A 22,072-nucleotide genomic window follows, 5' to 3' on the forward strand; every position below is an offset into this window, starting at 1 on the left:
TAGCGATCGACTCCGAGTGCCGACAGGCCACGTGAGGGGGACCTTTCGGTGACCTTCAAGGAGGCAATTCACGCATCTGGGGGTTCGGACCCCACGAGCCACATCGAGAAGAACTGGGATCCGCCGCCGTAGGCGTGCCCGAGCACCCGGCGGGCCCCGTCCACCTGGTGTTCCCCGGCCTGCCCTCGCACCTGCAGGGCTGCCTCGGCGAAGCGGATCATGCCGGAGGCGCCGATGGGGTTGGTGGACAGGACACCGCCCGACATGTTGACGGGCAGATCGCCGTCCAGTTCCGTCACCCCTGCCTCGGTGAGCTTCCAGCCCTCGCCCTCGTCCGCGAAGCCGAGGTTCTCCAGCCACATGGGCTCGTACCAGGAGAACGGGACGTACATCTCCACGGCGTCGATGTCCCGGCGCGGATCGGCGATGCCCGCCTGCCGGTACACGTCGGCCGCGCAGTCCTTCCCGGCCTGCGGCGAGACGGCGTCCTTGCCCGCGAAGAGGGTCGGCTCGCTGCGCATGGCGCCGCCGAGCATCCAGGCGGGCGGGCGCGGCGCGCGGGCCGCCCCCGCCCGGTCGGTGAGCACCATCGCGCAGGCCCCGTCGGAGGAGGGGCAGGTCTCGGAGTAGCGGATCGGGTCCCAGAGCATGGGCGAGGCCTGGACCTTCTCCAGGGTGATGTCGTGCTCGTGGAGATGCGCGTAGGGGTTCTTGAGCGCGTTGCGGCGGTCCTTGTACGCCACCAGCGAGCCGACCGTGTCGGGTGCGCCGCTGCGCCGCATGTACGCGCGTACGTGCGGGGCGAAGAAGCCGCCCGCCCCGGCCAGCAGAGGCTGTTGGAAGGGGATCGGCAGGGAGAGACCCCACATGGCGTTGGACTCGGACTGCTTCTCGAAGGCCAGCGTCAGGACGGTGCCGTGCACGCGGGCCGCGACGAGCCCCGCGGCGACCAGTGCCGTCGAACCGCCCACCGAGCCCGCGGTGTGCACCCGCAGCATCGGCTTGCCCACCGCGCCGAGCGCGTCCGCGAGATACAGCTCCGGCATCATGACGCCCTCGAAGAAGTCGGGCGCCTTGCCGATGACGACGGCGTCGATGTCGGCCCAGCCCAACTCGGCGTCGTCGAGGGCCCGTCGCGCCGCCTCCCGTACGAGCCCGGCGATCGACACGTCCCGCCGGGCCGCGACATGCTTGGTCTGACCGACGCCTATGACGGCCACGGGCTCCTTGCTCATCGCGGATCCCCTTCCAGTACGGCGACCAGGTTCTGTTGCAGACAGGGACCGGAGGTGGCGTGCGCGAGGGCCCGGTCGGACTCGCCGCGATGGATACGGGCGGCGGCCTCACCGATACGGATCAGTCCGGCGGCCATCATCGGGTTGGCGGCGAGTGCCCCGCCGGACGGGTTGACCCGAACGCCGTCGTCCAGTTTCAGCGCCCTGCGCAGCACGATCTCCTGGGAGCTGAACGGGGCGTGCAACTCTACGGTGTCGACGGGCCGTTGGAAGGCGCCCGCCTTCTCGGCGGCGAGGCGGGTGGAGGGCGAGTCGGTCAGGTCGCGGACGCCGAGGGCGTGTGCCTCGATGCGGTGGTCGATGCCGCGGATCCAGGCGGGGCGCGTGCACAGTTCGCGGGCCCGCTCCCCTGCCGCGAGCACCACCGCGGCCGCCCCGTCGCCGATCGGCGGGCAGTCACCGGCGCGCAACGGCCGTACGACGTAGTCCCCTTGCGGGACGGGTCCCGTGAGTTGGGCACGCGGATTGTCGACCGCACGGCTGCGGGCGCCGATCGCGGCGAGCGCCGGTTCGTCGGTGGCGCCCTCGTCGATGAGTGCCTGCGCCTGGAGGGCGGCGAGGGCGACCGAGTCGGGCCACAGGGGCGCGACGTAGTACGGGTCGAGCTGCCGGGTCAGCACATCGCGCAGCGACCCGGGTGAGGACTTGCCGTAGGAGTAGACGAGCGCGGTGTCCGCGTCCCCGGTGAGCAGTTTGGTCCAGGCCTCGTACAGCGCCCACGCGCCGTCCGTCTCGACGTGCGACTCGGAGATCGGCGGCCAGGCTCCGACGCCGTCGAGGGCGAGGGTGAAGGAGAAGGCGCGCCCTGCGAGGTAGTCGCTGGAGCCGGAGCAGGTGAAGCCGATGTCCGCGGTCTTCAGGCCGGTCCGGTCCAGGACGTCGTGCAGGACCGGCATGAGCATCTCCACCTCGGACTGTTCCTCGGTGGTGCGCAGGACGTCGGACTGTGCGAAGGCGACGACGGCGATGTCCCTGGTCACAGCAGCTCCTTGTACGTCTCGTAGTCCGCGTCGGGTTCTCCCGTGGGCCGGTAGTGGTCGGGGTAGCGGCCCCCTTCCGTCCAGACCGGTTCGACGCGCAGGCCCATCCGCACCTGGTCGTACGGGATACCGCCGATGCGTCCGTGCAGCGCGAGCCCGGCTCCGTCGAGGGCGATGTGGCCGTAGACGTAGGGGACTTCGATGTCGAGGTTCTTCGCCTTGATGTTGACGATGCAGAACGTGGTGACCGTGCCGGCCGGCCCCACCTCCACCTGTTCCGAGGTGGCGAGGCCGCAGGTGGGGCACGCGCCTCTCGGCGGCACGTACACCTTGCGGCAGGACGGGCAGCGTTCGCCGACGTTGCGGCGTTCCGAGAGGGCGTTGATGTAGGCGGTCTGGGCGCGGCCGGGCGAGTAGACGTAGTCGAGGCGGGCGGCCGCGACGATGCCGGTGATCGGGTCCTCGAACTCGCCGCTGTGGCCGGTCGGTTCGGCCGGGTCGCCGTCGTACGGCTCGAAGCAGGCGATGTCGGTGATCGCGCCGACGCGGTCCTCGGCCCAGCGGACGCGCACGCGCATGCCGGTGTGGACGGCGTCGGGGCGGGGTGCGTCGAGGGCGTGGAGGAGGGCTGTGTCGGCGCCGTCGAGGCGGACCAGGACCCAGGCGAAGGGCGAGGAGAGGGGCTGGCCGCGGCGGGGTTCGTGGTTCCAGGCCCAGGTGGTGACCGTGCCGGTGGGGGCGACCTCGACGAGGTCGCGGATCTCCTCGGCGGTGACGGGGTCGTACTCGACGGGGGGTACGAGGGTGCGGCCGTCGCCGGTCTTCACACCGAGGACGACGCGGTCGCGCAGGCCGGTGAGGAACGCGCTCTGGACGGGACCGAGGGAGCGGGTGAACGGGAATTCGACGATCAGAGGAGCTTTGAGGACTGCGGGCATCGGGGTTGCCTCCTTCGGAGCAAGGTGGGTGGATCGCGCCCGCAAGGGCGCGAGGCCGTGACATCTGCGGCTCCGCCGCGTGCGCGCGACCAGCCGCTGACGGCCCGCGGTGTCCGAACCGCCGCACCCGGCGGAGCACTACGCTCGCTTGTAGGTGGGCGGTCGTTTCTCCGCGAAGGCGCGGGCTCCCTCCTTGGCGTCGGCGGTGTCGAAGACGGGCCAGCCGCGCTTGAGTTCGGCGGCGAGGCCGTCGGTCTCGGTCATCTCGGCGCTCTCGTACACCGAGGCCTTGACGGCCTCGACCGCCAACGGGGCGCAGGCATTGATCTGTTCGGCGATCTCCAGGGCCTTGGTCAGTGCCGTGCCGTCGGGGACGACGTGTCCGATCAGGCCGATGTCCAGGGCCTCGCGGGCGCTGTACGGGCGGCCCGTGAGCAGCATCTCCAGGGCGTGGGTGCGCGGGATCTGGCGCTGGAGGCGGACCGTGGAGCCGCCGATCGGGAACAGGCCGCGTCTGACCTCGAACAGGCCGAAGGTCGCCGACTCGCCCGCGACCCTGATGTCGGTGCCCTGGAGCATCTCCGTGCCGCCTGCGACGCAGTGGCCCTCCACGGCGGCGATCACCGGCTTGCGGGGGCGATGGTGGCGCAGCATCGCCTTCCAGTGCAGGTCGGGGTCGGCTTTGAGCCGGTCCCGGTACTGCTCTCCCTCCATGCCCTGGCCGGCCAGGGCCTTGAGGTCCATGCCGGCACAGAACGAGCCGCCCTCGCCGGTGAACACGATCGAGCGGACCGAGTCGTCGGCGTCGGCCTCGACCCAGCCGTCGTACAGGCCGACGAGCATCGCCAGCGAGAGCGCGTTCTTGGCCTCCGGCCTGTTGAGTGTGAGCACCAGTGTGGCGCCTTCGCGCCGCACAGTGAGGTGTTCCGTCCCACCCATCGCCCATCTCCCCTCTGAAAGAACGAGAACAGGTTGCAGGAGCGGCCCGGGCTCTTCAAGAGTTTTCTGACAGTCAGTCAGATTTCTTCGCGCGGAGCCTTCACAGTTGGGTCGCCCTTTGCTCTGATGACCGGCAACCGGTGCGGAGCGAGGTCAGGAGGAGCGGTGGAGTACAACCTTGCCGACCTGTTCGAGTCGGTCGTCGACGTGGTCCCGGACCGCGAGGCGCTGGTGTACATCGACGTCCCCGGCACAGGTGCGGAGCGCCGGCTGACCTACGCGGAGCTGGACGCGGCGGCCAACCGCATCGGTCACCATCTGATCGACAGCGGGATACGGCCGGGTGAGCACGTCGGGCTGCACATGTACAACGGCATCGAGTACCTGCAGGTCGCGCTCGGCTGCCTGAAGGCCCGGGCCGTGCCGGTGAACGTCAACTACCGCTACGTCGAGGACGAGTTGGTCCATCTCTACCGGGACGCCGATCTGGTGGGCCTGGTCTTCGACGCGGAGCTCACCGACCGGGTGGCCGCCGCGCTGCCGCTGACGCAGAAGCTGCGCCACCTGGTGCGGGTGGGCGAATCCGTGCCCGGCGTGGACGCCGTGGCCTTCACGGACGCCGAGGCCGCCGGGTCCCCCGAGCGCGGGTTCCCGCAGCGCTCCGGCGACGACCAGTTCATCATCTACACCGGCGGCACCACCGGAATGCCCAAGGGTGTGATGTGGCGTCAGGAGGACCTGTTCTTCTCGGGAATGGGGGGCGGGGCGCCGACCGGCGAGCCGGTGAAGAAGCCCGAGGAGCTCGCCGAGCGGGTCGCGGCCGGCGGTTCGGGGATCACCTTCTTCCCCACGCCCCCGCTGATGCACGGCACCTCCACGCTCACCGCGTTCATCGGCTTCAACTTCGGCCAACGGATCGTGCTGCACCGCAAGTTCTCACCCGAGGACGTGTTGCGGACGATCGAGCGGGAGAAGGTCACCAGCATGTCCCTGGTCGGGGACGCGATGCTGCGCCCGCTGATCGACGCCCTCAAGGGCCCCATGAAGGGCACGGACACCTCGTCGATGTTCAGTGTGTCCTCGTCGGGGGCGATCATGTCGGACACCGTGCGCCGGCAGTTCCTGGAGCTCGTCCCGAACGTGATGCTGCTCAACAACTTCGGTTCCTCGGAGTCCGGCTTCAACGGCACGGCCACCGATGACGCCGGCCCGGAGCGCGGCTTCCGGGTGCGGGTCAACTCCCGTACACAGGTGGTCGATCCGGCCACGCACGAGCCGATCGCGGTGGGCGAGGTGGGCCGCGTCGCGCAGTGCGGCCATGTGCCGCTGGGCTACTACAACGACCCGCGCAAAACCGCGGAGACGTTCTTCGAGAAGGACGGCGAGCGCTGGGTGCTGCTCGGCGACATGGCGACCGTGGACGAGGAGGGCGTCGTCATCGTCCTCGGCCGGGGCTCCCAGTGCATCAACACGGGCGGCGAGAAGGTGTACCCGGAGGAGGTCGAGCAGGCGCTCAAGTCGCATCCGGACGTGTACGACGCGCTGGTGGCCGGGGTGCCGGACACCAGGTGGGGCCACCATGTGGCAGCCGTCGTACAGCTGCGGGAGGGTGCGCCCCGGCCGTCCCTCGACGACATCCGGACGCACTGCCGCAGCCGGCTCGCGGGTTACAAGATCCCGCGTCAGCTGGTGATCGAGGACTCCATCCAGCGGTCCCCCAGCGGGAAGGCCGACTACCGGTGGGCACGGGAGGTGGCGGTGCGGGCGGACGGGTGACGCCCCGGCCCTTTTCCTCGGTTTCGGTCCCGCCGGATTGAACCGAAGGTGACGTGCGGACGTACTGGTGGTGGCAGGCTCGGTCACAGGGCTCTGTTGGCATGCCATCGCAAGACCGTACGGAAGGACCGCCGGGTGTCGCTCTTCACACCTCGCTCTCGTCAGCTGCCGGAAGCCACCGAGGGCGGTGCGGAGGCGGATGATCAGGAGACGGGGCAGGAGACGGTCGAGGAGGTCAGGGGAAAGTCCGGCTGGTTCGGCTGGCGCGGCCGCTTCCCCCGTACCGCACGCGGCGTGAGCATCGGCACGACCGTCCTCGCCGCCGCCCTGGTGCTCGGCGCGCTGCTCATGCCCAACCGTCTCGACCGGATGAACGTCCAGGCGTTCCTGCGCCTGCCCGTGGAGGCGATCCTCCTCGCGGGCCTGCTCCTCGCGCTGCCGAGGCGGGCCCGGCGCATCACGGCCGTCGTCTCGGGCGTGCTCATCGGGCTGTTCACCATCGTCAAGTTCCTCGACATGGGCTTCCGCCAGACCCTGGCCCGCCCCTTCGATCTGGTCTTCGACTGGATCCTGCTGGACGACGCGACCGATTTCGTCAGGGAGTCGTTCGGCCGCTCGGGACAGGTGCTCGCGGTGACCGGGGCCATCGTGCTGGCCGTCGCCGTCCTCGCCCTGTGCACGCTCGCGGTGGTGCGGCTGACGAACCTCCTGGTACGGCACCGTCCCGTGGCGCTGCGCAGCACGCTCGTCCTCGGCATCGTGTGGATCGTCTGCTTCACGCTGGGTGTGCAGTTCGGCGGGGTCCCCTTCGCCACCAAGGGCAACACGCAGTTCGTCGCCAACCGGGTGCAGCAGGTGCGCGACGGCATCTTCGACGCCCAGGAGTTCGAGAAGAAGGCCGCCGTCGACGCCTTCGCCAAGACCCCGCCCGACCAGCTGCTGACCGGGCTGCGCGGCAAGGACGTCCTGTTCACCTTCATCGAGAGCTACGGCCGGGTCGCCATCGACGACCCGGCGATGGCCCCGCAGATCGACGCGGCCCTCCAGCAGGGCGACAGCAGGCTCAAAGCCGCCGGCTTCGCCTCGCGCAGCGGCTGGCTCCGCTCGCCCGTGACGGGCGCCGGCAGCTGGCTCGCCCACTCGACGTTCCTGTCCGGCCTGTGGGTCAAGAACCAGCAGCGCTACCGGAGCCTGACCGGTGGCGACCGCGCGACCCTGACCAGCTATTTCCAGAAGACCGGCGCCTGGCGCACGGTCGGTATCGTGCCGGGGGTGCGCAAGGCCTGGCCCGAGGGCAAGTACTTCGGCCTCGACCACATCTACGACTCCACGCACCTCGGCTACAACGGCCCCTACTTCAGCTGGACGCCGGTGCCCGACCAGTTCAGCCTGGAGGCCTTCGAGCGCCTGGAGCACGGCAAGGAGAACCGCGACCCGATCATGGCGGAGATCATCCTGGCCTCCAGCCACAACCCCTGGTCCCCCATCGCCCGCATGGTCGACTGGGACCAGCTCGGTGACGGCTCGGTCTTCGAGCAGATCAAGAAGGAAGGCACGGACCCCAAGGAGGTCTGGAAAAGCTCCAAGTCCGTGCGCACGGAGTACCGCAAGGCGATCGAGTACTCGCTGCAGAGCCTGACCGAGTGGGTCGAGCGCTACGGCGACGACGACACGGTCCTCGTCTTCCTCGGCGACCACCAGCCCGTCCCGACGGTCACCGGGGGCGACACCAACAAGGACGTGCCGATCACCATCGTGGCCCGCGATCCGAAGGTCCTCGACCGGATCGCCGACTGGGGCTGGACGGACGGGCTCAAGCCCGCCGGGAACGCGCCCGTGTGGGGCATGGACACGTTCCGCGACCGGTTCATGACGGCGTACGGGAAGTGAGGTACCGAACAGGCGCCCCGAGGAACGTGCCGATCCGTCGTACGAACCATTCCGGGTCGTCCAGCCACGGATAGTGCCCGGCACCGGGCTGCACCACGAGCTCGGCGTGCGGGAACACGTCGGCGGCGCGGCGGGCGAGCGCGGGCCGGGGGGCGTTGTCGACCTCCCCCGCGAGCACGAGCACCGGACGATCCAGCCGCCCGAGCGCCTCCCGGGTCGCGGGCGGGTCATAGGCGCCCGCCGATCCGTACGCGGCCCCCGCCGCGTCGTTGAACTCCTCGTCCCCGCGCGCGTCGTGTGCCGCGGCGGTCTCGTCCCAGCGACCGTAGAAGAAGGGCGCGAACACGGGGTCGTAACCGCCGGTCCCGTCGAGCGAGGCCGCGAACGCGGGGAACGCCTCCTCGAACCACGGCTCGTCCTTCCGCAGCACAGCCGCCGCCAACCGGTCCTCGTCCGTCACCGGCATGCCCAGCGCCCATGGAATGGCCGTGACCAGCGCCAGCCGCCGTATCCGTGCCGGATACCGGGCGGCGTACAGCATGGCGAGACTGCCGCCGGCCGAGTGCGCGAGCAGATCCATCTCCGCCGGCCCCAGGTGAACCCGCAGCGCCTCCACGTCGTCCACGAGCCGGTCGCAGCGGTACGTTGCCGGATCAGCGGGGGTCGCGGAAGCCCCCGTGCCCCGCAGATCGAGCAGGACGAGTCGCCGGTGGGTACTGAGCCCGCCCAGGTCCCCGAGGTAGGCAGACGCGCGCATGGGTCCGCCGGGCAGGACGACGAGCGGCGGGCCCTCACCCTTCAGGTGGTAGGCGAGTTCGGTCCCGTCGTACGAAGTGAAGGTCGGCATGGCGCCGATCCTCAACCGTCCTGTGCCCCCGTCGCAACGCAGTTCCTCCCAGGGCCCGGCCGATGCGGAACGACGCGTCGAGAAAGTGCGGGACGACCCCTTGCTTGATCGCCGGTGGCCTGGATTACTGATCCTCAGCACCTCGACCGAATGATCGGTCGCCCGTATTGCTGTGGTTGGTGAAGGAGACGTTCCGGTGGCGGACGCGACGGAGCTGTGGGACGCGGGGGAACGGCTCGACGAGGAGGGACTGAGGGCGCTCCAGCTGGAGCGGCTGCGGAAGTCCCTGCGACACGCCTACGACCATGTGCCGTTCTACCGGGAGTCCTTCGACAAGGCGGGGGTCGGTCCGGACGACTGCCGGTCCCTCGGCGATCTCGCCCGCTTCCCCTTCACCACCAAGGCGGACCTGCGCGAGAACTATCCGTACGGGATGTTCGCCGTGCCGCAGGACCGCATCCGCCGTATCCACGCGTCGAGCGGCACCACCGGACGCCCCACGGTCGTCGGCTACACGGACGGCGACCTCTCCCTGTGGTCCGACATGGTGGCCCGCTCTCTCCGGGCGGCGGGCGGCCGGCCGGGCGACATCGTCCATGTCGCCTACGGCTACGGCCTGTTCACCGGCGGCCTCGGCGCCCACTACGGCGCCGAACGGCTCGGCTGTACGGTCATCCCCGCGTCCGGCGGCATGACGGCCCGTCAAGTCCAGCTGATCCAGGACCTGAAGCCCGGCATCATCATGGTGACCCCGTCGTACATGCTGACGATCCTGGACGAGTTCGAGCGCCAGGGCATCGACCCGCGCGGCACCTCGCTCCGTGTCGGCGTCTTCGGTGCCGAGCCCTGGACGGAGCAGATGCGCCGGGAGATCGAGGAGCGGTTCGCGATCGACGCGGTCGACATATACGGGCTGTCCGAGGTGATCGGTCCGGGTGTGGCGCAGGAGTGCGTGGAGACCAAGGACGGGCTGCACATCTGGGAGGACCACTTCTTCCCGGAGGTCGTCGACCCGTTCACCGGCGAGGTGCTGCCGGACGGCGAGAAGGGCGAGCTGGTCTTCACCTCGCTCACCAAGGAGGCGATGCCCGTCATCCGGTACCGGACCCGGGACCTGACGCGGCTGCTGCCGGGCACGGCACGCGTGTTCCGCCGCATGGAGAAGGTCACCGGCCGCAGCGACGACATGGTGATCCTGCGCGGTGTGAACCTCTTCCCCACCCAGATCGAGGAGATCGTCCTGCGGACGCCCGGTGTGGCGCCGCACTTCCAGCTCCGCCTCACCCGCGAAGGCCGCCTCGACGCCCTCACCGTACGTGCCGAGGCCCGCCCCGGCGCCACCCCCGAGGCGAGGGAAGCGGCCGCGTCGGCGATCACCGCCGCCGTCAAGGACGGCATCGGCGTCTCCGTCACCGTCGAGATCGTCGAACCCGAGTCGCTGGAACGGTCGGTGGGCAAGATCCGACGGATCGTGGACCTGCGCCCCCGCTGAGCGCTCCGCGGGAAGTGCCGCGATGTGCCGTCGGCCGTCCGCGGCCCCGTCGTGGCTGGTCGCGCCCCGCGGCGGAGCCGCAGATCGATACGGCCCCGCGCCCCTTCAAGGCGCTGCCGAACCGTAGAGGACTTCACCCGGCCGCCTAGGCGAACCGGTCCCTGAGCTCCCGCTTGAGGATCTTCCCGCTCGCGTTCCGAGGCAGCTCGTCCACGAACAGCACCCGCTTCGGGGCCTTGAAGTGGGCGAGCTTCTCGCGTGCGTGCGCGATGAGTTCGGCCTCCTCCACCTCCTCGCGGGGGACGACGACTGCCGTCACGGCCTCGATCCAGCGCTCGTCCGGCAGGCCGATCACCGCCACCTCGGCGACGGCGTCGTGGGTGTAGAGCGCGTCCTCGACCTGGCGTGAGGCGACCAGTACGCCCCCGGAGTTGATGACGTCCTTCACGCGGTCGACGATCGTGAAGTAGCCGTGGGCGTCACGGACCGCGAGGTCGCCGGAGTGGAACCAGCCGTCGCGGAAGGCGTCGGCGGTCTCCTCGGGCTTGTCCCAGTAGCCCTCGCACAGCTGGGGTGAGCGGTAGACGATCTCGCCCGGTGTGCCGTCGGGGACCTCCTTGCCGTCCTCGTCGACCACGCGGGCGTCGACGAAGAGGACCGGGCGGCCGCAGGAGTCCATCCGGCCCTTGTGCTCGTCGGGGGCCAGGACCGTGGCCAGCGGGCCGATCTCGCTCTGCCCGAAGCAGTTGTAGAAGGCGAGCTTCGGGAGCCGTTCGCGCAGTCGCTCCAGCACGGGCACCGGCATGATCGACGCGCCGTAGTACGCCTTGCGCAGTCCGTCGAGATTGCGGGTGGTGAAGTCGGGGCGGTTCGACAGGCCGATCCACACCGTCGGCGGCGCGAAGAGGCTGTCCGCGCGGCCCGCCTCGATCAGGTCGAGGATCCGGTCGCCGTCGGGCGCGTCGAGGATGATGTTGGTCGCCCCGGCCGCCAGATACGGCAGCAGGAACACATGCATCTGCGCCGAGTGGTAGAGCGGGAGGGCGTGCACGGGGCGGTCGCCCGCGCTCAGGTCCAGTGCCGTGATGGCGCTCAGATACTCGTGCACCAGGGCGCGGTGCGTCATCATCGCGCCCTTCGGGAGCGCCGTGGTGCCCGAGGTGTAGAGCAGCTGGACCAGGTCCTCGCTGCGCGGTTCGGGCCCGTCGTACACGGGCGCCGACTCCAGCCGGGCCGGCAGCGCGTCGTCCGTGTCACGCAAGGACAAGGTGCGTACGGACTCCGGGAGGCGGTCTGCCAGCTCCGGGTCCGCGAGGACGAGTGAGCTGCCCGACTGGCCGACGATGTACGCCAGGTCCTCGCCGGTCAGGTTCTGGTTCACCGGGACGTGCACCAGGCCCGCGCGGGCGCAGGCGAGGAAGGCGATGAGGTAGGCGTCGGAGTTGCGGCCGTAGGCGCCGACCCGGTCGCCCGGCGTCAGGCCTTCGGCGAGCAGGACGCTCGCCGCGCGCGAGACGGCCTCGTCGAGTTCCCCGTACGTCCATGAGCGATCGCCGTACTCCACCGCGACCCGTGCCGGGGTGCGCCGGGCGCTGCGCCGCAGCAACCCGTCAACCGTGCTGCCGTGTCCAGGCGTCATGACACATGATCCTCGGTCCCTCACACCGGGAGGTCAAGCACGGGTCCAGGACACATACCCGTTGGTACCCTCAACCGCTCCTTCCCTCAATGACGTTGGGAGGCACGATGCGCACCCGCCTCAGACGCATACTCGTCGCGGCAGTCGCCCTGCTCACCGCCACGTCCGCGCTGCCGGCAGCCGCGGCCGAAGGCCAGAACCGTCAGCAGCACCCCTCGCACGGCGGCCTGTCCGCCACGATCCGCTACACCGAGTACGGCATCCCGCACATCCTGGCGAAGAACTACACGGACCTCGGCTTCGGAACCGGCTGGGCCCAGGCCGCCGACCAGGTGTGCACGCTCGCCGACGGCTTCGCGACCGTGCGCGGGGAACGCTCCCGGTACTTCGGGCCCGACGCCGCGCCCGACTTCTCGCTCTCCTCGGCCGCCAGGAACCTCTCCAGCGACCTCTACTTCCAGGGCGTGCGGGAGGCGCGCACGGTCGAGAAACTGCTCGCCGAACCGGCGCCGCGGGGACCCAGCCGACAGGCGAAGGACCTGATGCGGGGCTTCGCGGCCGGCTACAACGCCTGGCTCGAGCAGAACCGCGTCACCGACCCCGCCTGCAAGGGCGCCGCCTGGGTCCGCCCGGTGACGGCCCTCGACGTGGCCGCGCGCGGCTTCGCGCTCGCCGTCCTCGGCGGACAGGGACGCGGCGTGGACGGCATCACCGCCGCCCAGCCGCCCACGACGACCTCCACGGCGGCGCCCGACGCCCAGGACACCGCCCGTGCGGCCCGGGAACTACTGGCCGCCGACACCGCCGACATGGGCTCCAACGCCGTCGCCTTCAGCGGCACGACCACCGCCGACGGCCGCGGGCTGCTGCTCGGCAACCCCCACTACCCCTGGCAGGGCGGCCGTCGCTTCTGGCAGTCGCAGCAGACGATCCCCGGTGAACTCAACGTCTCCGGCGGCTCCTTGCTCGGCTCCGCGACGGTCTCCATCGGCCACAACGCGAAGGTGGCCTGGAGCCACACCGTCGCGACCGGCGTCCCCCTCAACCTCCATCAACTGACGCTGGATCCGGCCGACCCGACGGCCTACCTCGTGGACGGCAGGCCGGAGAAGATGACCGAGCGCACGGTGAGCGTCCGGGTGAAGGACGGCGCCCCGGTGACACGGACGCAGTGGTGGACCCGGTACGGCCCTGTGGTCACCTCGTTCGGCGCCTCGCTGCCCCTGCCCTGGTCCAGCACCACGGCGTACGCCCTCAACGATCCCAACTCCGCCAACCTGCGCGCCTCCGACACCGCCCTCGGCTTCAGCAGGGCCCGCTCCACGGCGGAGGTCCTCGGCTCGCTCAAGCGCACACAGGGCCTGCCGTGGGTGAACACGGTCGCCGCCGACTCGGGCGGCCACACGCTGTTCACCCAGTCCCAGGTTGTCCCCCGCATCACCGACGAGCTGGCCCAGCGCTGCTCCACGCCCCTGGGCAAGGTCACCTATCCCTCCGCCGGGCTGGCGATCCTCGACGGCTCGCGTGGCGACTGCGCGCTCGGCTCCGATCCCGACGCCGTGCAGCCGGGCGTCTTCGGTCCGGCGAGGATGCCGACCCTCACGGACGCCGCGTACGCGGAGAACTCCAACGACAGCGCCTGGCTGGCCAACGCCGACCGGCCGCTGACCGGGTACGAGCGGGTCTTCGGCACCATCGGCACACAGCGGTCGCTGCGGACCCGGGGTGCGATCGAGGACGTGTCGGCGATGGCACAGCGCGGTCGGCTGACCGTGCGGGATCTGCAGGCGCAGCAGTTCGCCAACCGGGTGCCCGCGGGCGGCCTGGCCGCGGCCGACGCGGCGAAGGCGTGCGCGGTGCTGCCGGGAGGTACGGCAACGGGCAGTGACGGCAAGGCCGTTGATGTCAGCGAGGCCTGTGGGGTGCTCGCCGCATGGGACCGTACGGTGAACACCGACAGCCGGGGCGCGCTGCTCTTCGACCGGCTGTGGCGCAAGATCCCGGCGGCCCAGCTCTGGAGGGTGCCGTTCTCGGCCGCCGACCCGGTGCACACACCGCACACCCTCGACACGGCGGCGCCCGCCTTCGCCACGGCCCTCGCGGACGCGGTCACCGAGTTGCGGGCGGCGGGCATCGCACTGAACTCCCCGCTCGGACAGCACCAGTTCGTCGTACGCAACAATCAGCGCATCGCGGTCTCGGGCGGCACCGAGTCGCTGGGCATCTGGAACAAGGTCGAGCCGGTGTGGGACCCGGCCCACGGGGGCTACACAGAGGTGACCACCGGCTCCAGCTACATCCAGGCCGTCGGCTGGGACGGCAGCCACTGCCCGGTGGCCCGCACCCTCCTGTCGTACTCCCAGTCCTCGAACCCGAACTCGTCGCACTACAGCGATCAGACCCGGCTGTACTCCCAGGAGAAGTGGGTGACGTCCCGATTCTGCGAGAGGGACATCCTGACGTCGCCCGGGCTCAGGATCGTCCATGTGCGGGAGCGCTGAGTCTCACGTCGGCTCGTCACAGAAGGTGTCCGGCGGGCAGAACCAGTTGGACGCCGTGCCGAGAAGCTCCAGTTCGTCGGCGCCACCGTCGGCGTCGGGGCCGTAGGAAATCAGCGCGTAGACCTCGTCGTCCTGGGCCACGAAGCGCAGGTCGTAGACGTGCCATGGGCCGAGGTCGGGTTCGTCTCCCAAGGAGTCCGCGAGGTACTCCAGCAGGGCGGCGGACCCGGTCCCGTCCCGGCTCTCGAGCGAGAGCTGGACGAAGCCGTCGGGTTTGGAGTACTCCGGGGACAGGAGCACCTCGAACGACTCGTCGGGCGAGGACTCCTCCACCTGGAACACCTGGAGTCTGCGGTCCCCGTCGGGGCTGCGGTAGTCGACCACGTCCATGCCGTACTGCGAGGGCGAAGCGGTGCGCAGCCACTCTTCGGGCACGGCGATCCGGAAGCCCTCCGGGTCGTCGTACGCCACATAGCCGGCGGGAAGTCCCTCGGCGGTCGGGAACTCCGTGTCGAACGTGGTCGCCGGATCGGGCGTGGACGGCTCGGGGGCGGACGTCGGCGGCGTGGGCTCGGGGCTCGCGGTCGTGCTGGTCGCGATCACCGGGCCGTCGCCGTCGTCGTCCGTCAGGGTCACCGCGAGGCTCACGCCGGTTCCGACGACGGCGACCGCGATCAGCACGGCCGCCCACACGGTCCGGCGGCCGGTCCTCTGAGGGGGCCGGGCGAAGGGGTGTGGCTCCGCCTCGGGCGGCTGCTGTCCCAGGATCACGGTCGGTCCCGGGGGCGGTGTGGGGTCCGGCCAGGGCGGAACCGGTCCCGCGTCCGGCTGGGGCGGGAGCGGTGTCTCGTCCGGTCTGCGCGGCGGGGGTGGGGTCACGGGGGCCGGGCCCGCGGGCCCCTGCTCCCAGCGTTGGGTCTCCTCGTTCCAGTGGCGTTGGCGCCCGTCGGTCATCTTCCCTCTCCCCCGTTCATCACTCACATCCCCAGCAGCCCGGCCACCGCTCCGGCCGACGTGAACAGGGCGAGCACCGCCTGGGCGTCCTCCAGCAGTCCGCGCAGCCGTTGCCGCCTGCCCTCGCCGGCGGCGCCGGTGCGGGTGATCTCGTCCTCGGTCTCGGCCAGTACGTCGTCCAGGCGCCGGATCCGGTCGTCCTGCTGGACACGCAGGAGGTCGGCGCGCAGGCCGCGGACCGCGGCCAGCAGTTCCTCGTCGGCCTCGCCACCCCCCGGCGTCGTGGCCTGATGGCTCTCGGCGCGGGCGTGACTGCCCACGGCGAAGGTGCTGTGCGTGACGTCGCCGATCCTGACGTGCGGCTCGTTCGCCGAGGTCATGGCTGCCGGGTCCCTTCTGGCGGCACGGTGCCGCCGGTCTGAGCGGAGGAGGCGCGCGCATGCTTGCCGACCGCGAAGGTGCTGTGCGCGACGGAGTCGATGTGCACACCGCCCTGACTGATGTTGATGACCTTCTGCACGAACTCGCCGGTCTGGTAGCCGTGTGCGGCCAGTGCCATGCGGACGCCGTGCGTGATGCGGTCCTGGACACTCCTGAGGTACCGGTCGACATCCATCCGCTGGAAGAGCGACCCCGACCGGGCCGCGCCCAACTCGCGCACGGACACGGCGGGTCCGTCGGGAAGCGCGTTGTTGTAGCCGCCGGTGAGCAACTCCCAGCCCCACGCGATCGCCTGACACACGGTGATGAAGGAGCGCACCGCGGAGGCGGGCACCTGGGCCGCGGCCCAGCCCACCTTGCCCAGCACGTTGTTGTTGCGGAACTGGTGGGCCGCGCGGTCGGCGTCCTTGAAGTCCTCGCGGATCGGCATCAGCACATGCGGCGCGATCTCCAGCATGAGCATGCGGCCCTGTGTATGGGTGCGGACGAAGACCGTGACGACCAGTTCCTCCTCCCAGCCGCCGACGCGCACGCGCAGGAAGTGCCGCCGTTTCTCGGCGCCCTCCTCGATCGCGCGTGCCCGGTGCTCCTCGAAGGCCTGCGGGTGGTACGGCGCCTCCTCGCGCTGTTCGAGGCCCTCGACGGGCAGGAACACGCACTCGTCGATCTCCAGCCAGCGCAGCCGGTCGCGCACCGTGTGGCCGGCGTACTCCGAGGGGAGCCGCAGCCCTTCGAGGAGCGGGCGGACGGTCTCCAGGACCGCCCGGTTGCTGAGCGGCTGCGGGGTGCCGGAGTCGTCGGGCCGCATCTCGACGGCGAGCACCCAGGTGTCGTAGGCGGCGCCGGCCCCGCAGAACGGGCGGGCCTCGTGGTACATGATCAGCGGCTGGTGCTGTTCGCGCCGGATGCGGTCCTTCACGTACTGGAACCGCTCGCCCTCGGCCCCTTCGGCGGGGTCGGACACGGCGTCCGGGAACCGTGAGGGGGACAGTTCCCCGCTCAGGGCGCGCGCGAACTGGCTGCGCTGTGCGCCGACGCACAGGGCTACGGCCACGAACAGGAGCAGCCCGAGCCATGCCTGGAGCGGGCTGACGGTGCCGTCGCCGCCGGCCAGCGCCGACGCCAGCGGGAGCAGGGACTTGAGTGTGCCCTTCATGCCCGGCTCGTCGTCGTAGGGGTCGGCCAGGTCGTCGGTACCGGAGAACGCGGCGAGCAAGGTCGCGACGAGGAGGGCCGCGAAGACGAGACGGCCCAGCCAGCGAAAGACCAGCGAGGCGAACCGCCGGGCGAACGCCGGGCGTTCCTCCTTGCCGCGGATACTCACCCCGACCGCGAGCAGCGCGCTGGGCATCAGATATCCGGCCAACTCCCGGTCGGTCAGCGGAAGTCCCACCACCCACAGGCCCACGATCCCCGAGGCCCAGGCCACTTCGACCCGCCGCGCCCGCAGGGCGTGCGCGACGACACGGGCCGCGTCGAAGCCCAGCGAGGGCGCCACGAGGCGCTGTTTGTTGAGATGCAGTTCCTCGATGACCCGGTCGCGGTAGACGGTGTCGAGGTAGGTGCCCGCGCACAGCAGCCTGGTGGCCTCGCTGGCGTGGGGCAGGGTGGAAGGCCCGGGCGGTGCGGGCGCAGGCCTCCATGAAGGTTGATGCGGTACGGCGCTCAAAACGATCCCCCGATGCACCGAAAGCAACCCAGATTCAAGCCATCTGAGAGTCCATCAGCCTAGGGAGGACCACGACACGCGTGGAGACAGAGCGCGTGAATACGCTCCGTAATGCCGCCGATGAGGGGACGGACACCCCTGCTTCCGGCGTAGACGTCCTGCTACCGGGGTTCACACCGGGCGGCTGCGGCCCTCCCAGTACGGGTCCCGCAGCCGTCGCTTGTAGAGCTTGCCGTTGGGGTCGCGAGGCATCTCGGTGATGAAGTCGACGGTCTTGGGGCACTTGTAGCCGGCGAGTTGTCCAGCGCAGTGGGCGAGGACGTCGGCGGCCAGGTCAGGACCGGGTTCGTGGCCCGGGGCCGGTTCCACGACGGCCTTGACCTCCTCGCCCCAGTCGTCGTGCGGGATGCCGAAGGCGGCGGCGTCGGCGACCGCGGGGTGCTGGAGCAGGACGGACTCGATCTCGGCGGGATAGATGTTGACCCCACCCGAGATGATCATGTCGATCTTGCGGTCGCGGAGGAAGAGATAGCCGTCCTCGTCGAGGAGGCCGAGATCACCCACAGTGAAGAAGTCGCCGATGCGGTTCTTCTTCGTCTTGCTCTCGTCCTTGTGGTAAGAGAATCCGCCCGTGTTCATCTTGAGGTACACGGTGCCGAGTTCACCGGGCGGCAGTCGGTTGCCGTCGTCGTCGAAGACGGCCAACTCGCTGATGGGCCACGCCTTTCCGACCGTGCCCGGCTTCTTGAGCCAGTCCTCGGCGGTGGCGAAGGCTCCGCCGCCTTCGCTGGCCGCGTAGTACTCCTCCACGCAGGGGCCCCACCAGTCGAGCATGGCCCGCTTCACATGGTCGGGGCAGGGCGCGGCGCCGTGGATGGCGTGGCGCATGGCCGAGACGTCGTAGCGCGCCTTGATGCCCTCCGGCAGCGCGAGCAGGCGGTGGAACTGGGTCGGGACCATGTGCGTGTGGGTGCACTTCTCCCGGTCCATCAGCCGGAGCATCTCCTCGGGCGTCCACTTGTCCATCAGCACCAGACGGTGGCCGATATGAAGGGAAGCGCTCGCGAACTGGAGGACCGCCGTGTGGTACAGCGGCGAGCAGACGAGGTGCACGTTGTCGTCGTACGGCCTGATGCCGAAGATGCCGAGGAAGCCGCCGAGGTAGGCCTCCTCGGGGAGCTTGCCGGTCAGCGGGCGGCGGATGCCGCGGGGGCGCCCTGTGGTGCCCGAGGTGTAGTTCATGACCCAGCCGAGGGTGCGGTCCTCGGGCGCCGACTCCGGCTGTCCTTCGAGGAGTTCGGCGTACGGGCGGAAGCCGTCGACCTCGCCGATCGCGTACCGGTGGGTGGCGGGGAGGCCGGCCTCGTCGGCGGCCTGGCGGGCGGGACCCGCGAAGCGCTCGTGGGCGAGGAGCACCTTGGCGCCGGAGTCGGCGACGATCCAGGCGATCTCCGGGCCGACGAAGTGGTGGTTGATCGGGACGAGGTAGAACCCGGCCTGGGTGGCGGCGAGATGGGCGGTGAAGAACTCGACGCCGTTGGGCAGGACGACCGCGAAGGCGTCACCGCGCTCCATGCCGGCGGCGCGCAGGCCGTGCACGAGACGGTTGGCGGCGGCGTGCAGCCGGCCGGCGGTCCACTTCTCGCCGTCGGGGGCGACGAGGACGGTGCGGTCGGGGTCGGCGGTGGCCTGGGCCCAGAAGCCCGCGGGGGGTGTGCTCGTCACTGGCCGCTCCTTCCGGCGATGCGGTTGACTCGGTCGACGGCCTGCTCGAAACCGCGCGTGAGGTCGTCGAAGACGGCCTGGACGCTGCGTTCGCTGTTCATCCGGCCGACGATCTGTCCGACGGGGGTGCCGAGCAGGGGCTCGACCTCGTACTTCTGGATGCGCGTGAGGGCATCGGCGACGAGCAGACCCTGGAGGGGCATGGGCAGGGTGCCGGGGCCGTTCGGGTCGTCCCAGGCGTCCGTCCACTCGGTCCGCAGCTGGCGTGCGGGTTTCCCGGTCAGAGCACGCGAGCGGACCGTGTCGCCGGAGCCGGCCTCCAGCAGCTTCCGCGTCACCGCGGGCGAGGACATCTCGGCCTCGGTGCAGGTGAGCCACAGCGAGCCCAGCCACACACCCTGGGCGCCGAGCGCCAGCGCGGCCGCCACCTGCCGTCCGCTGCCGATGCCGCCCGCGGCCAGTACCGGCAGCGGGTCGACGGCGTCCACGGCCTCGGGGGTCAGCACCATCGAGGCGATCTCGCCGGTGTGCCCGCCGGCCTCGTAGCCCTGGGCGACGACGATGTCGATGCCGCCTTCCTTGTGCTTGACGGCGTGCCGGGCGCTGCCCGCGAGCGCGGCGACGAGCACGCCCCGGTCGTGGGCGCGTTCCACGACATCCGCGGGCGGCGAGCCGAGGGCGTTGGCGAGCAGCTTGATCGGGTAGTCGAAGGCGACGTCGAGCTGGGTGCGGGCGACCTGCTCCATCCACCCGGTGATCCGCCAGCCGGACACCTCCCCCTCGGCCAGTTCGGGTACGCCGTACTTGGCGAGGGTGTCCTTGACGTACTGCCGGTGCCCCTCGGGGATCATGGCCTCGACCTCGGCCTCGGTCACCCCCTCGACCTTCTTGGCCGGCATGACGACGTCCAACCCGTAGGGCCTGCCCTCGACATGGGCCTCGATCCAGTCGAGGTCGCGCTTGAGGTCGTCGGGGGCGGTGTAGCGGACCGCGCCGAGCACGCCGAAGCCGCCGGCCCGGCTGATGGCCGCAGCGACGGCGGGGAACGGCGTGAAGCCGAAGATGGCGTACTCGACTCCCAGTTTCTTGCTCAGCTCCGTCTGCATGGGCGCAGGATGCCGCAGTCCTCCGGAGGACGGAAGGGGTTTTCTGATGCTCCGTCAGATTCGATCGCGGGGTTAGAGTTCCACGATGACTGATGAGGTGTCCAACGGACTGACCCGCCGTCACATCATCCGAAGAGCGCTCGCTCTGGGAGGCGCACTCTCCATCGCCCCGTTCCCCGCCGGACCCGCCTCAGCGGCACCCCGCGCCGGGGCGCCCACCCTCCGCCACGGCTCCCCCGAACGCGCCGGGCTCTTGGAGGGTCACCTCCGCCAACTGGTCACCGACGCCGAGACGTTCCTCGCCCCCTCCCCCAAGCACCCCTGGTACGCGGGCGCCGTGCTGCTCGCCGGACGCGGCGGCACCGTGGCCCTGCACCGGCCGATCGGCATGGCGGTGCGCTACTCGGCGTACGACGAGAAGACCGACACCGGCGTCGAGTTCGCACCCGAGGACCAGATCCCCATGGCCGAGGACACCGTCTTCGACCTGGCCTCGGTGTCCAAGCTGTTCACCTCGATCCTGGCGGTGCAGCAGATCGAGCGGGGCGCGCTGGAGCTGGAGGGCACGGTCGCCGGGTATCTCCCGGAGTTCGCCGGCGCGGGCAAGCAGGACATCACGATCCGTCAGCTCCTCACGCACACCTCGGGGTTCCGCGCCTGGATCCCGCTGTACAACGCGCCGACGTACGAGGAGAAGCTCCGACTCATCTGGAACGAGGCACCCCTCAACCCCCCGGGCACCAGGTACCTCTACTCAGACCTGAACCTGATCTCCCTCCAACTGGTCCTGGAGAAGATCACCGGCCGCACCCTGGACACACTCCTCCACGAGGAGATCACCGCCCCGCTCGGCATGCGCCGCACCCGCTACAACCCACCCGCCGCCTGGAGACCGAGGGTCGCGGCGACCGAGGACGCCCGAAAGCCCTGGTCCGGCCTCGACCGAGGGCTGGTATGGGGTGAGGTGCACGACGAGAACGCGTTCAGCCTGGGCGGAGTCGCGGGTCATGCGGGTGTCTTCTCCTGCGCCTGGGACCTGGCCGTGCTCGGCCGGACGCTGCTCAACGGAGGTTCCTACGGCCGGGTCCGCATCCTGCGTCGCGAGTCGGTGGAGTTGATGTTCACCGACTTCAACACCGCGTTCCCGGGGGATGAACACGGGCTCGGCTTCGAGCTCTACCAGCACTGGTACATGGGCGCGATGGCGACTCCGCGCACGGCCGGGCACACGGGCTTCACCGGTACGTCGCTGGTTCTCGACCCCACGACGGACTCGTTCCTGATCGTGCTCGGCAACTCGGTGCACCCGGTGCGGAGTTGGCGGTCCGGCTCCGCACCTCGGGTGGCCGCCGCGAACAACATGGCGCGCGCTGTGCCGGTACGGCCGCGATACGGCCGCAGCGCCTGGTTCTCCGGCATGGCGAGCGCCACGACGGCCACGCTCACGTTGCCGGTGCTCGACACGTCGTCCGGCGGCGCACGGCTGCGGTGCGCGCTGTGGTGGGACACCGAACCCCAGGCGGACGCCCTCGCGCTGGAAGCGACGACGGATGGCGGGGCGACATGGCAGCCGGTCCCCTTCACCACCACACGCCCCGACGAGGCGCATCCCACGGGCACGGTCACCGGCTGGTCGGGCCGTGCGTGGCACCGGCTCACGGCGGATCTACCGGCGCACCCTCAACTGGCCCTGCGCTGGCGGTACACGACCGATCGGCTGTACGTGGGCCGTGGAGCATACGTCGACGGGCTGCGCGTGGGGAGTGCCGGCGGCGCCCTCTTCGACGAGGCGCGGGCGGGCGACGCGGCGCGGATCGCCGCTGTGGGATGGGTGCCGGCCGCCGACTGAAGGAGCTGTTCCCGCGCCGGCCCCGGGAGGT

General features: G+C 70.6%; 16 protein-coding genes. 5 read left to right on the forward strand and 11 right to left on the reverse strand.

Features of this window, described 5'->3' with window-relative positions:
• Positions 1 to 68 precede the first annotated feature (68 nt).
• The 4 genes from TN53_RS16805 to TN53_RS16820 all read right to left on the reverse strand — a co-directional run bounded on the left by TN53_RS16805 (position 69) and on the right by TN53_RS16820 (position 4,152).
• Positions 69 to 1,235: a thiolase domain-containing protein gene (locus TN53_RS16805; RefSeq protein ID WP_046259311.1), complete on the reverse strand. Its 1,167-nt coding sequence runs from the start codon at positions 1,233 to 1,235 to the stop codon at positions 69 to 71.
• A complete protein-coding gene (locus TN53_RS16810; RefSeq protein WP_046259312.1) occupies positions 1,232 to 2,275 on the reverse strand; it encodes a thiolase domain-containing protein in 1,044 nt (347 codons plus the stop codon). Before TN53_RS16810 ends, TN53_RS16805 begins: the two co-directional genes overlap by 4 nt.
• Positions 2,272 to 3,213 carry a Zn-ribbon domain-containing OB-fold protein gene (locus TN53_RS16815; RefSeq protein ID WP_046259313.1) on the reverse strand — a complete coding sequence of 314 codons (942 nt, stop codon included), beginning with the start codon at positions 3,211 to 3,213 and terminating at the stop codon, positions 2,272 to 2,274. Before TN53_RS16815 ends, TN53_RS16810 begins: the two co-directional genes overlap by 4 nt.
• 138 nt (positions 3,214 to 3,351) lie before the next feature.
• Positions 3,352 to 4,152 (reverse strand): crotonase/enoyl-CoA hydratase family protein, encoded by an 801-nt coding sequence (locus TN53_RS16820; RefSeq protein ID WP_046259314.1) that lies wholly within the window; start codon positions 4,150 to 4,152, stop codon positions 3,352 to 3,354.
• 165 nt (positions 4,153 to 4,317) lie between these two features.
• Here TN53_RS16820 and TN53_RS16825 point away from each other — a divergent pair, with 165 nt between their 5' ends.
• Positions 4,318 to 5,928, forward strand: a complete 1,611-nt coding sequence (locus tag TN53_RS16825) for an acyl-CoA synthetase (protein WP_046259315.1) — start codon at positions 4,318 to 4,320, stop codon at positions 5,926 to 5,928.
• A 135-nt stretch (positions 5,929 to 6,063) separates the two neighbouring features.
• Complete coding sequence (locus TN53_RS16830; protein ID WP_046259316.1) at positions 6,064 to 7,818, forward strand: sulfatase; 1,755 nt, start codon at positions 6,064 to 6,066, stop codon at positions 7,816 to 7,818.
• Here TN53_RS16830 and TN53_RS16835 read toward each other — a convergent pair.
• Positions 7,796 to 8,665, reverse strand: a complete 870-nt coding sequence (locus TN53_RS16835; RefSeq protein ID WP_046259317.1) for an alpha/beta fold hydrolase — start codon at positions 8,663 to 8,665, stop codon at positions 7,796 to 7,798. The two genes, TN53_RS16830 and TN53_RS16835, sit on opposite strands and share 23 nt — an antisense overlap.
• A gap of 196 nt (positions 8,666 to 8,861) precedes the next feature.
• Between TN53_RS16835 and paaK the strand changes: the two genes are divergently transcribed.
• Positions 8,862 to 10,157 carry a phenylacetate--CoA ligase PaaK gene (paaK, locus tag TN53_RS16840; protein WP_046259318.1) on the forward strand — a complete coding sequence of 432 codons (1,296 nt, stop codon included), beginning with the start codon at positions 8,862 to 8,864 and terminating at the stop codon, positions 10,155 to 10,157.
• Between the two features lie 145 nt (positions 10,158 to 10,302).
• On the opposite strand, the gene TN53_RS16845 is transcribed toward paaK, so the two are convergent.
• Positions 10,303 to 11,796, reverse strand: coding sequence for an acyl-CoA synthetase (locus TN53_RS16845; protein WP_046259319.1), 1,494 nt, complete (start codon positions 11,794 to 11,796; stop codon positions 10,303 to 10,305).
• Between the two features lie 107 nt (positions 11,797 to 11,903).
• Between TN53_RS16845 and TN53_RS16850 the strand changes: the two genes are divergently transcribed.
• Entirely contained in the window at positions 11,904 to 14,297 is a 2,394-nt protein-coding gene (locus TN53_RS16850) for a penicillin acylase family protein (protein ID WP_046259320.1), read from the forward strand.
• 3 nt (positions 14,298 to 14,300) lie between these two features.
• On the opposite strand, the gene TN53_RS16855 is transcribed toward TN53_RS16850, so the two are convergent.
• From TN53_RS16855 to TN53_RS16875, 5 genes are all read right to left on the reverse strand, one after another.
• Positions 14,301 to 15,251, reverse strand: a complete 951-nt coding sequence (locus TN53_RS16855) for a hypothetical protein (RefSeq protein WP_046259321.1) — start codon at positions 15,249 to 15,251, stop codon at positions 14,301 to 14,303.
• A gap of 23 nt (positions 15,252 to 15,274) precedes the next feature.
• Entirely contained in the window at positions 15,275 to 15,631 is a 357-nt protein-coding gene (locus TN53_RS16860; protein ID WP_046259322.1) for a hypothetical protein, read from the reverse strand.
• Complete coding sequence (locus tag TN53_RS16865) at positions 15,628 to 17,367, reverse strand: hypothetical protein (protein ID WP_046259372.1); 1,740 nt, start codon at positions 17,365 to 17,367, stop codon at positions 15,628 to 15,630. The genes TN53_RS16860 and TN53_RS16865 overlap by 4 nt, the downstream gene beginning before the upstream one ends.
• 165 nt (positions 17,368 to 17,532) lie before the next feature.
• Positions 17,533 to 19,086 (reverse strand): acyl-CoA synthetase, encoded by a 1,554-nt coding sequence (locus TN53_RS16870; RefSeq protein ID WP_046259323.1) that lies wholly within the window; start codon positions 19,084 to 19,086, stop codon positions 17,533 to 17,535.
• Entirely contained in the window at positions 19,083 to 20,192 is a 1,110-nt protein-coding gene (locus tag TN53_RS16875; RefSeq protein ID WP_046259324.1) for an NAD(P)H-dependent flavin oxidoreductase, read from the reverse strand. Before TN53_RS16875 ends, TN53_RS16870 begins: the two co-directional genes overlap by 4 nt.
• An 85-nt stretch (positions 20,193 to 20,277) precedes the next feature.
• Here TN53_RS16875 and TN53_RS16880 point away from each other — a divergent pair, with 85 nt between their 5' ends.
• Positions 20,278 to 22,041 (forward strand): serine hydrolase domain-containing protein, encoded by a 1,764-nt coding sequence (locus tag TN53_RS16880; RefSeq protein WP_046259325.1) that lies wholly within the window; start codon positions 20,278 to 20,280, stop codon positions 22,039 to 22,041.
• The last annotated feature ends 31 nt before the right edge of the window (positions 22,042 to 22,072 follow it).

Source organism: Streptomyces sp. WM6386 (assembly GCF_000972385.1).
Classification (GTDB): Bacteria; Actinomycetota; Actinomycetes; order Streptomycetales; family Streptomycetaceae; genus Streptomyces.

Coding starts and splice junctions, on each gene's coding strand:
- TN53_RS16835 (WP_046259317.1), bottom strand. CDS start 8,665: ATGCCGACCTTCACTTCGTACGACGGGACCGAACTCGCCTACCACCTG.
- TN53_RS16805 (WP_046259311.1), bottom strand. CDS start 1,235: ATGAGCAAGGAGCCCGTGGCCGTCATAGGCGTCGGTCAGACCAAGCAT.
- TN53_RS16875 (WP_046259324.1), bottom strand. CDS start 20,192: ATGCAGACGGAGCTGAGCAAGAAACTGGGAGTCGAGTACGCCATCTTC.
- TN53_RS16855 (WP_046259321.1), bottom strand. CDS start 15,251: ATGACCGACGGGCGCCAACGCCACTGGAACGAGGAGACCCAACGCTGG.
- TN53_RS16820 (WP_046259314.1), bottom strand. CDS start 4,152: ATGGGTGGGACGGAACACCTCACTGTGCGGCGCGAAGGCGCCACACTG.
- TN53_RS16850 (WP_046259320.1), top strand. CDS start 11,904: ATGCGCACCCGCCTCAGACGCATACTCGTCGCGGCAGTCGCCCTGCTC.
- TN53_RS16845 (WP_046259319.1), bottom strand. CDS start 11,796: ATGACGCCTGGACACGGCAGCACGGTTGACGGGTTGCTGCGGCGCAGC.
- TN53_RS16880 (WP_046259325.1), top strand. CDS start 20,278: ATGACTGATGAGGTGTCCAACGGACTGACCCGCCGTCACATCATCCGA.
- TN53_RS16815 (WP_046259313.1), bottom strand. CDS start 3,213: ATGCCCGCAGTCCTCAAAGCTCCTCTGATCGTCGAATTCCCGTTCACC.
- TN53_RS16860 (WP_046259322.1), bottom strand. CDS start 15,631: ATGACCTCGGCGAACGAGCCGCACGTCAGGATCGGCGACGTCACGCAC.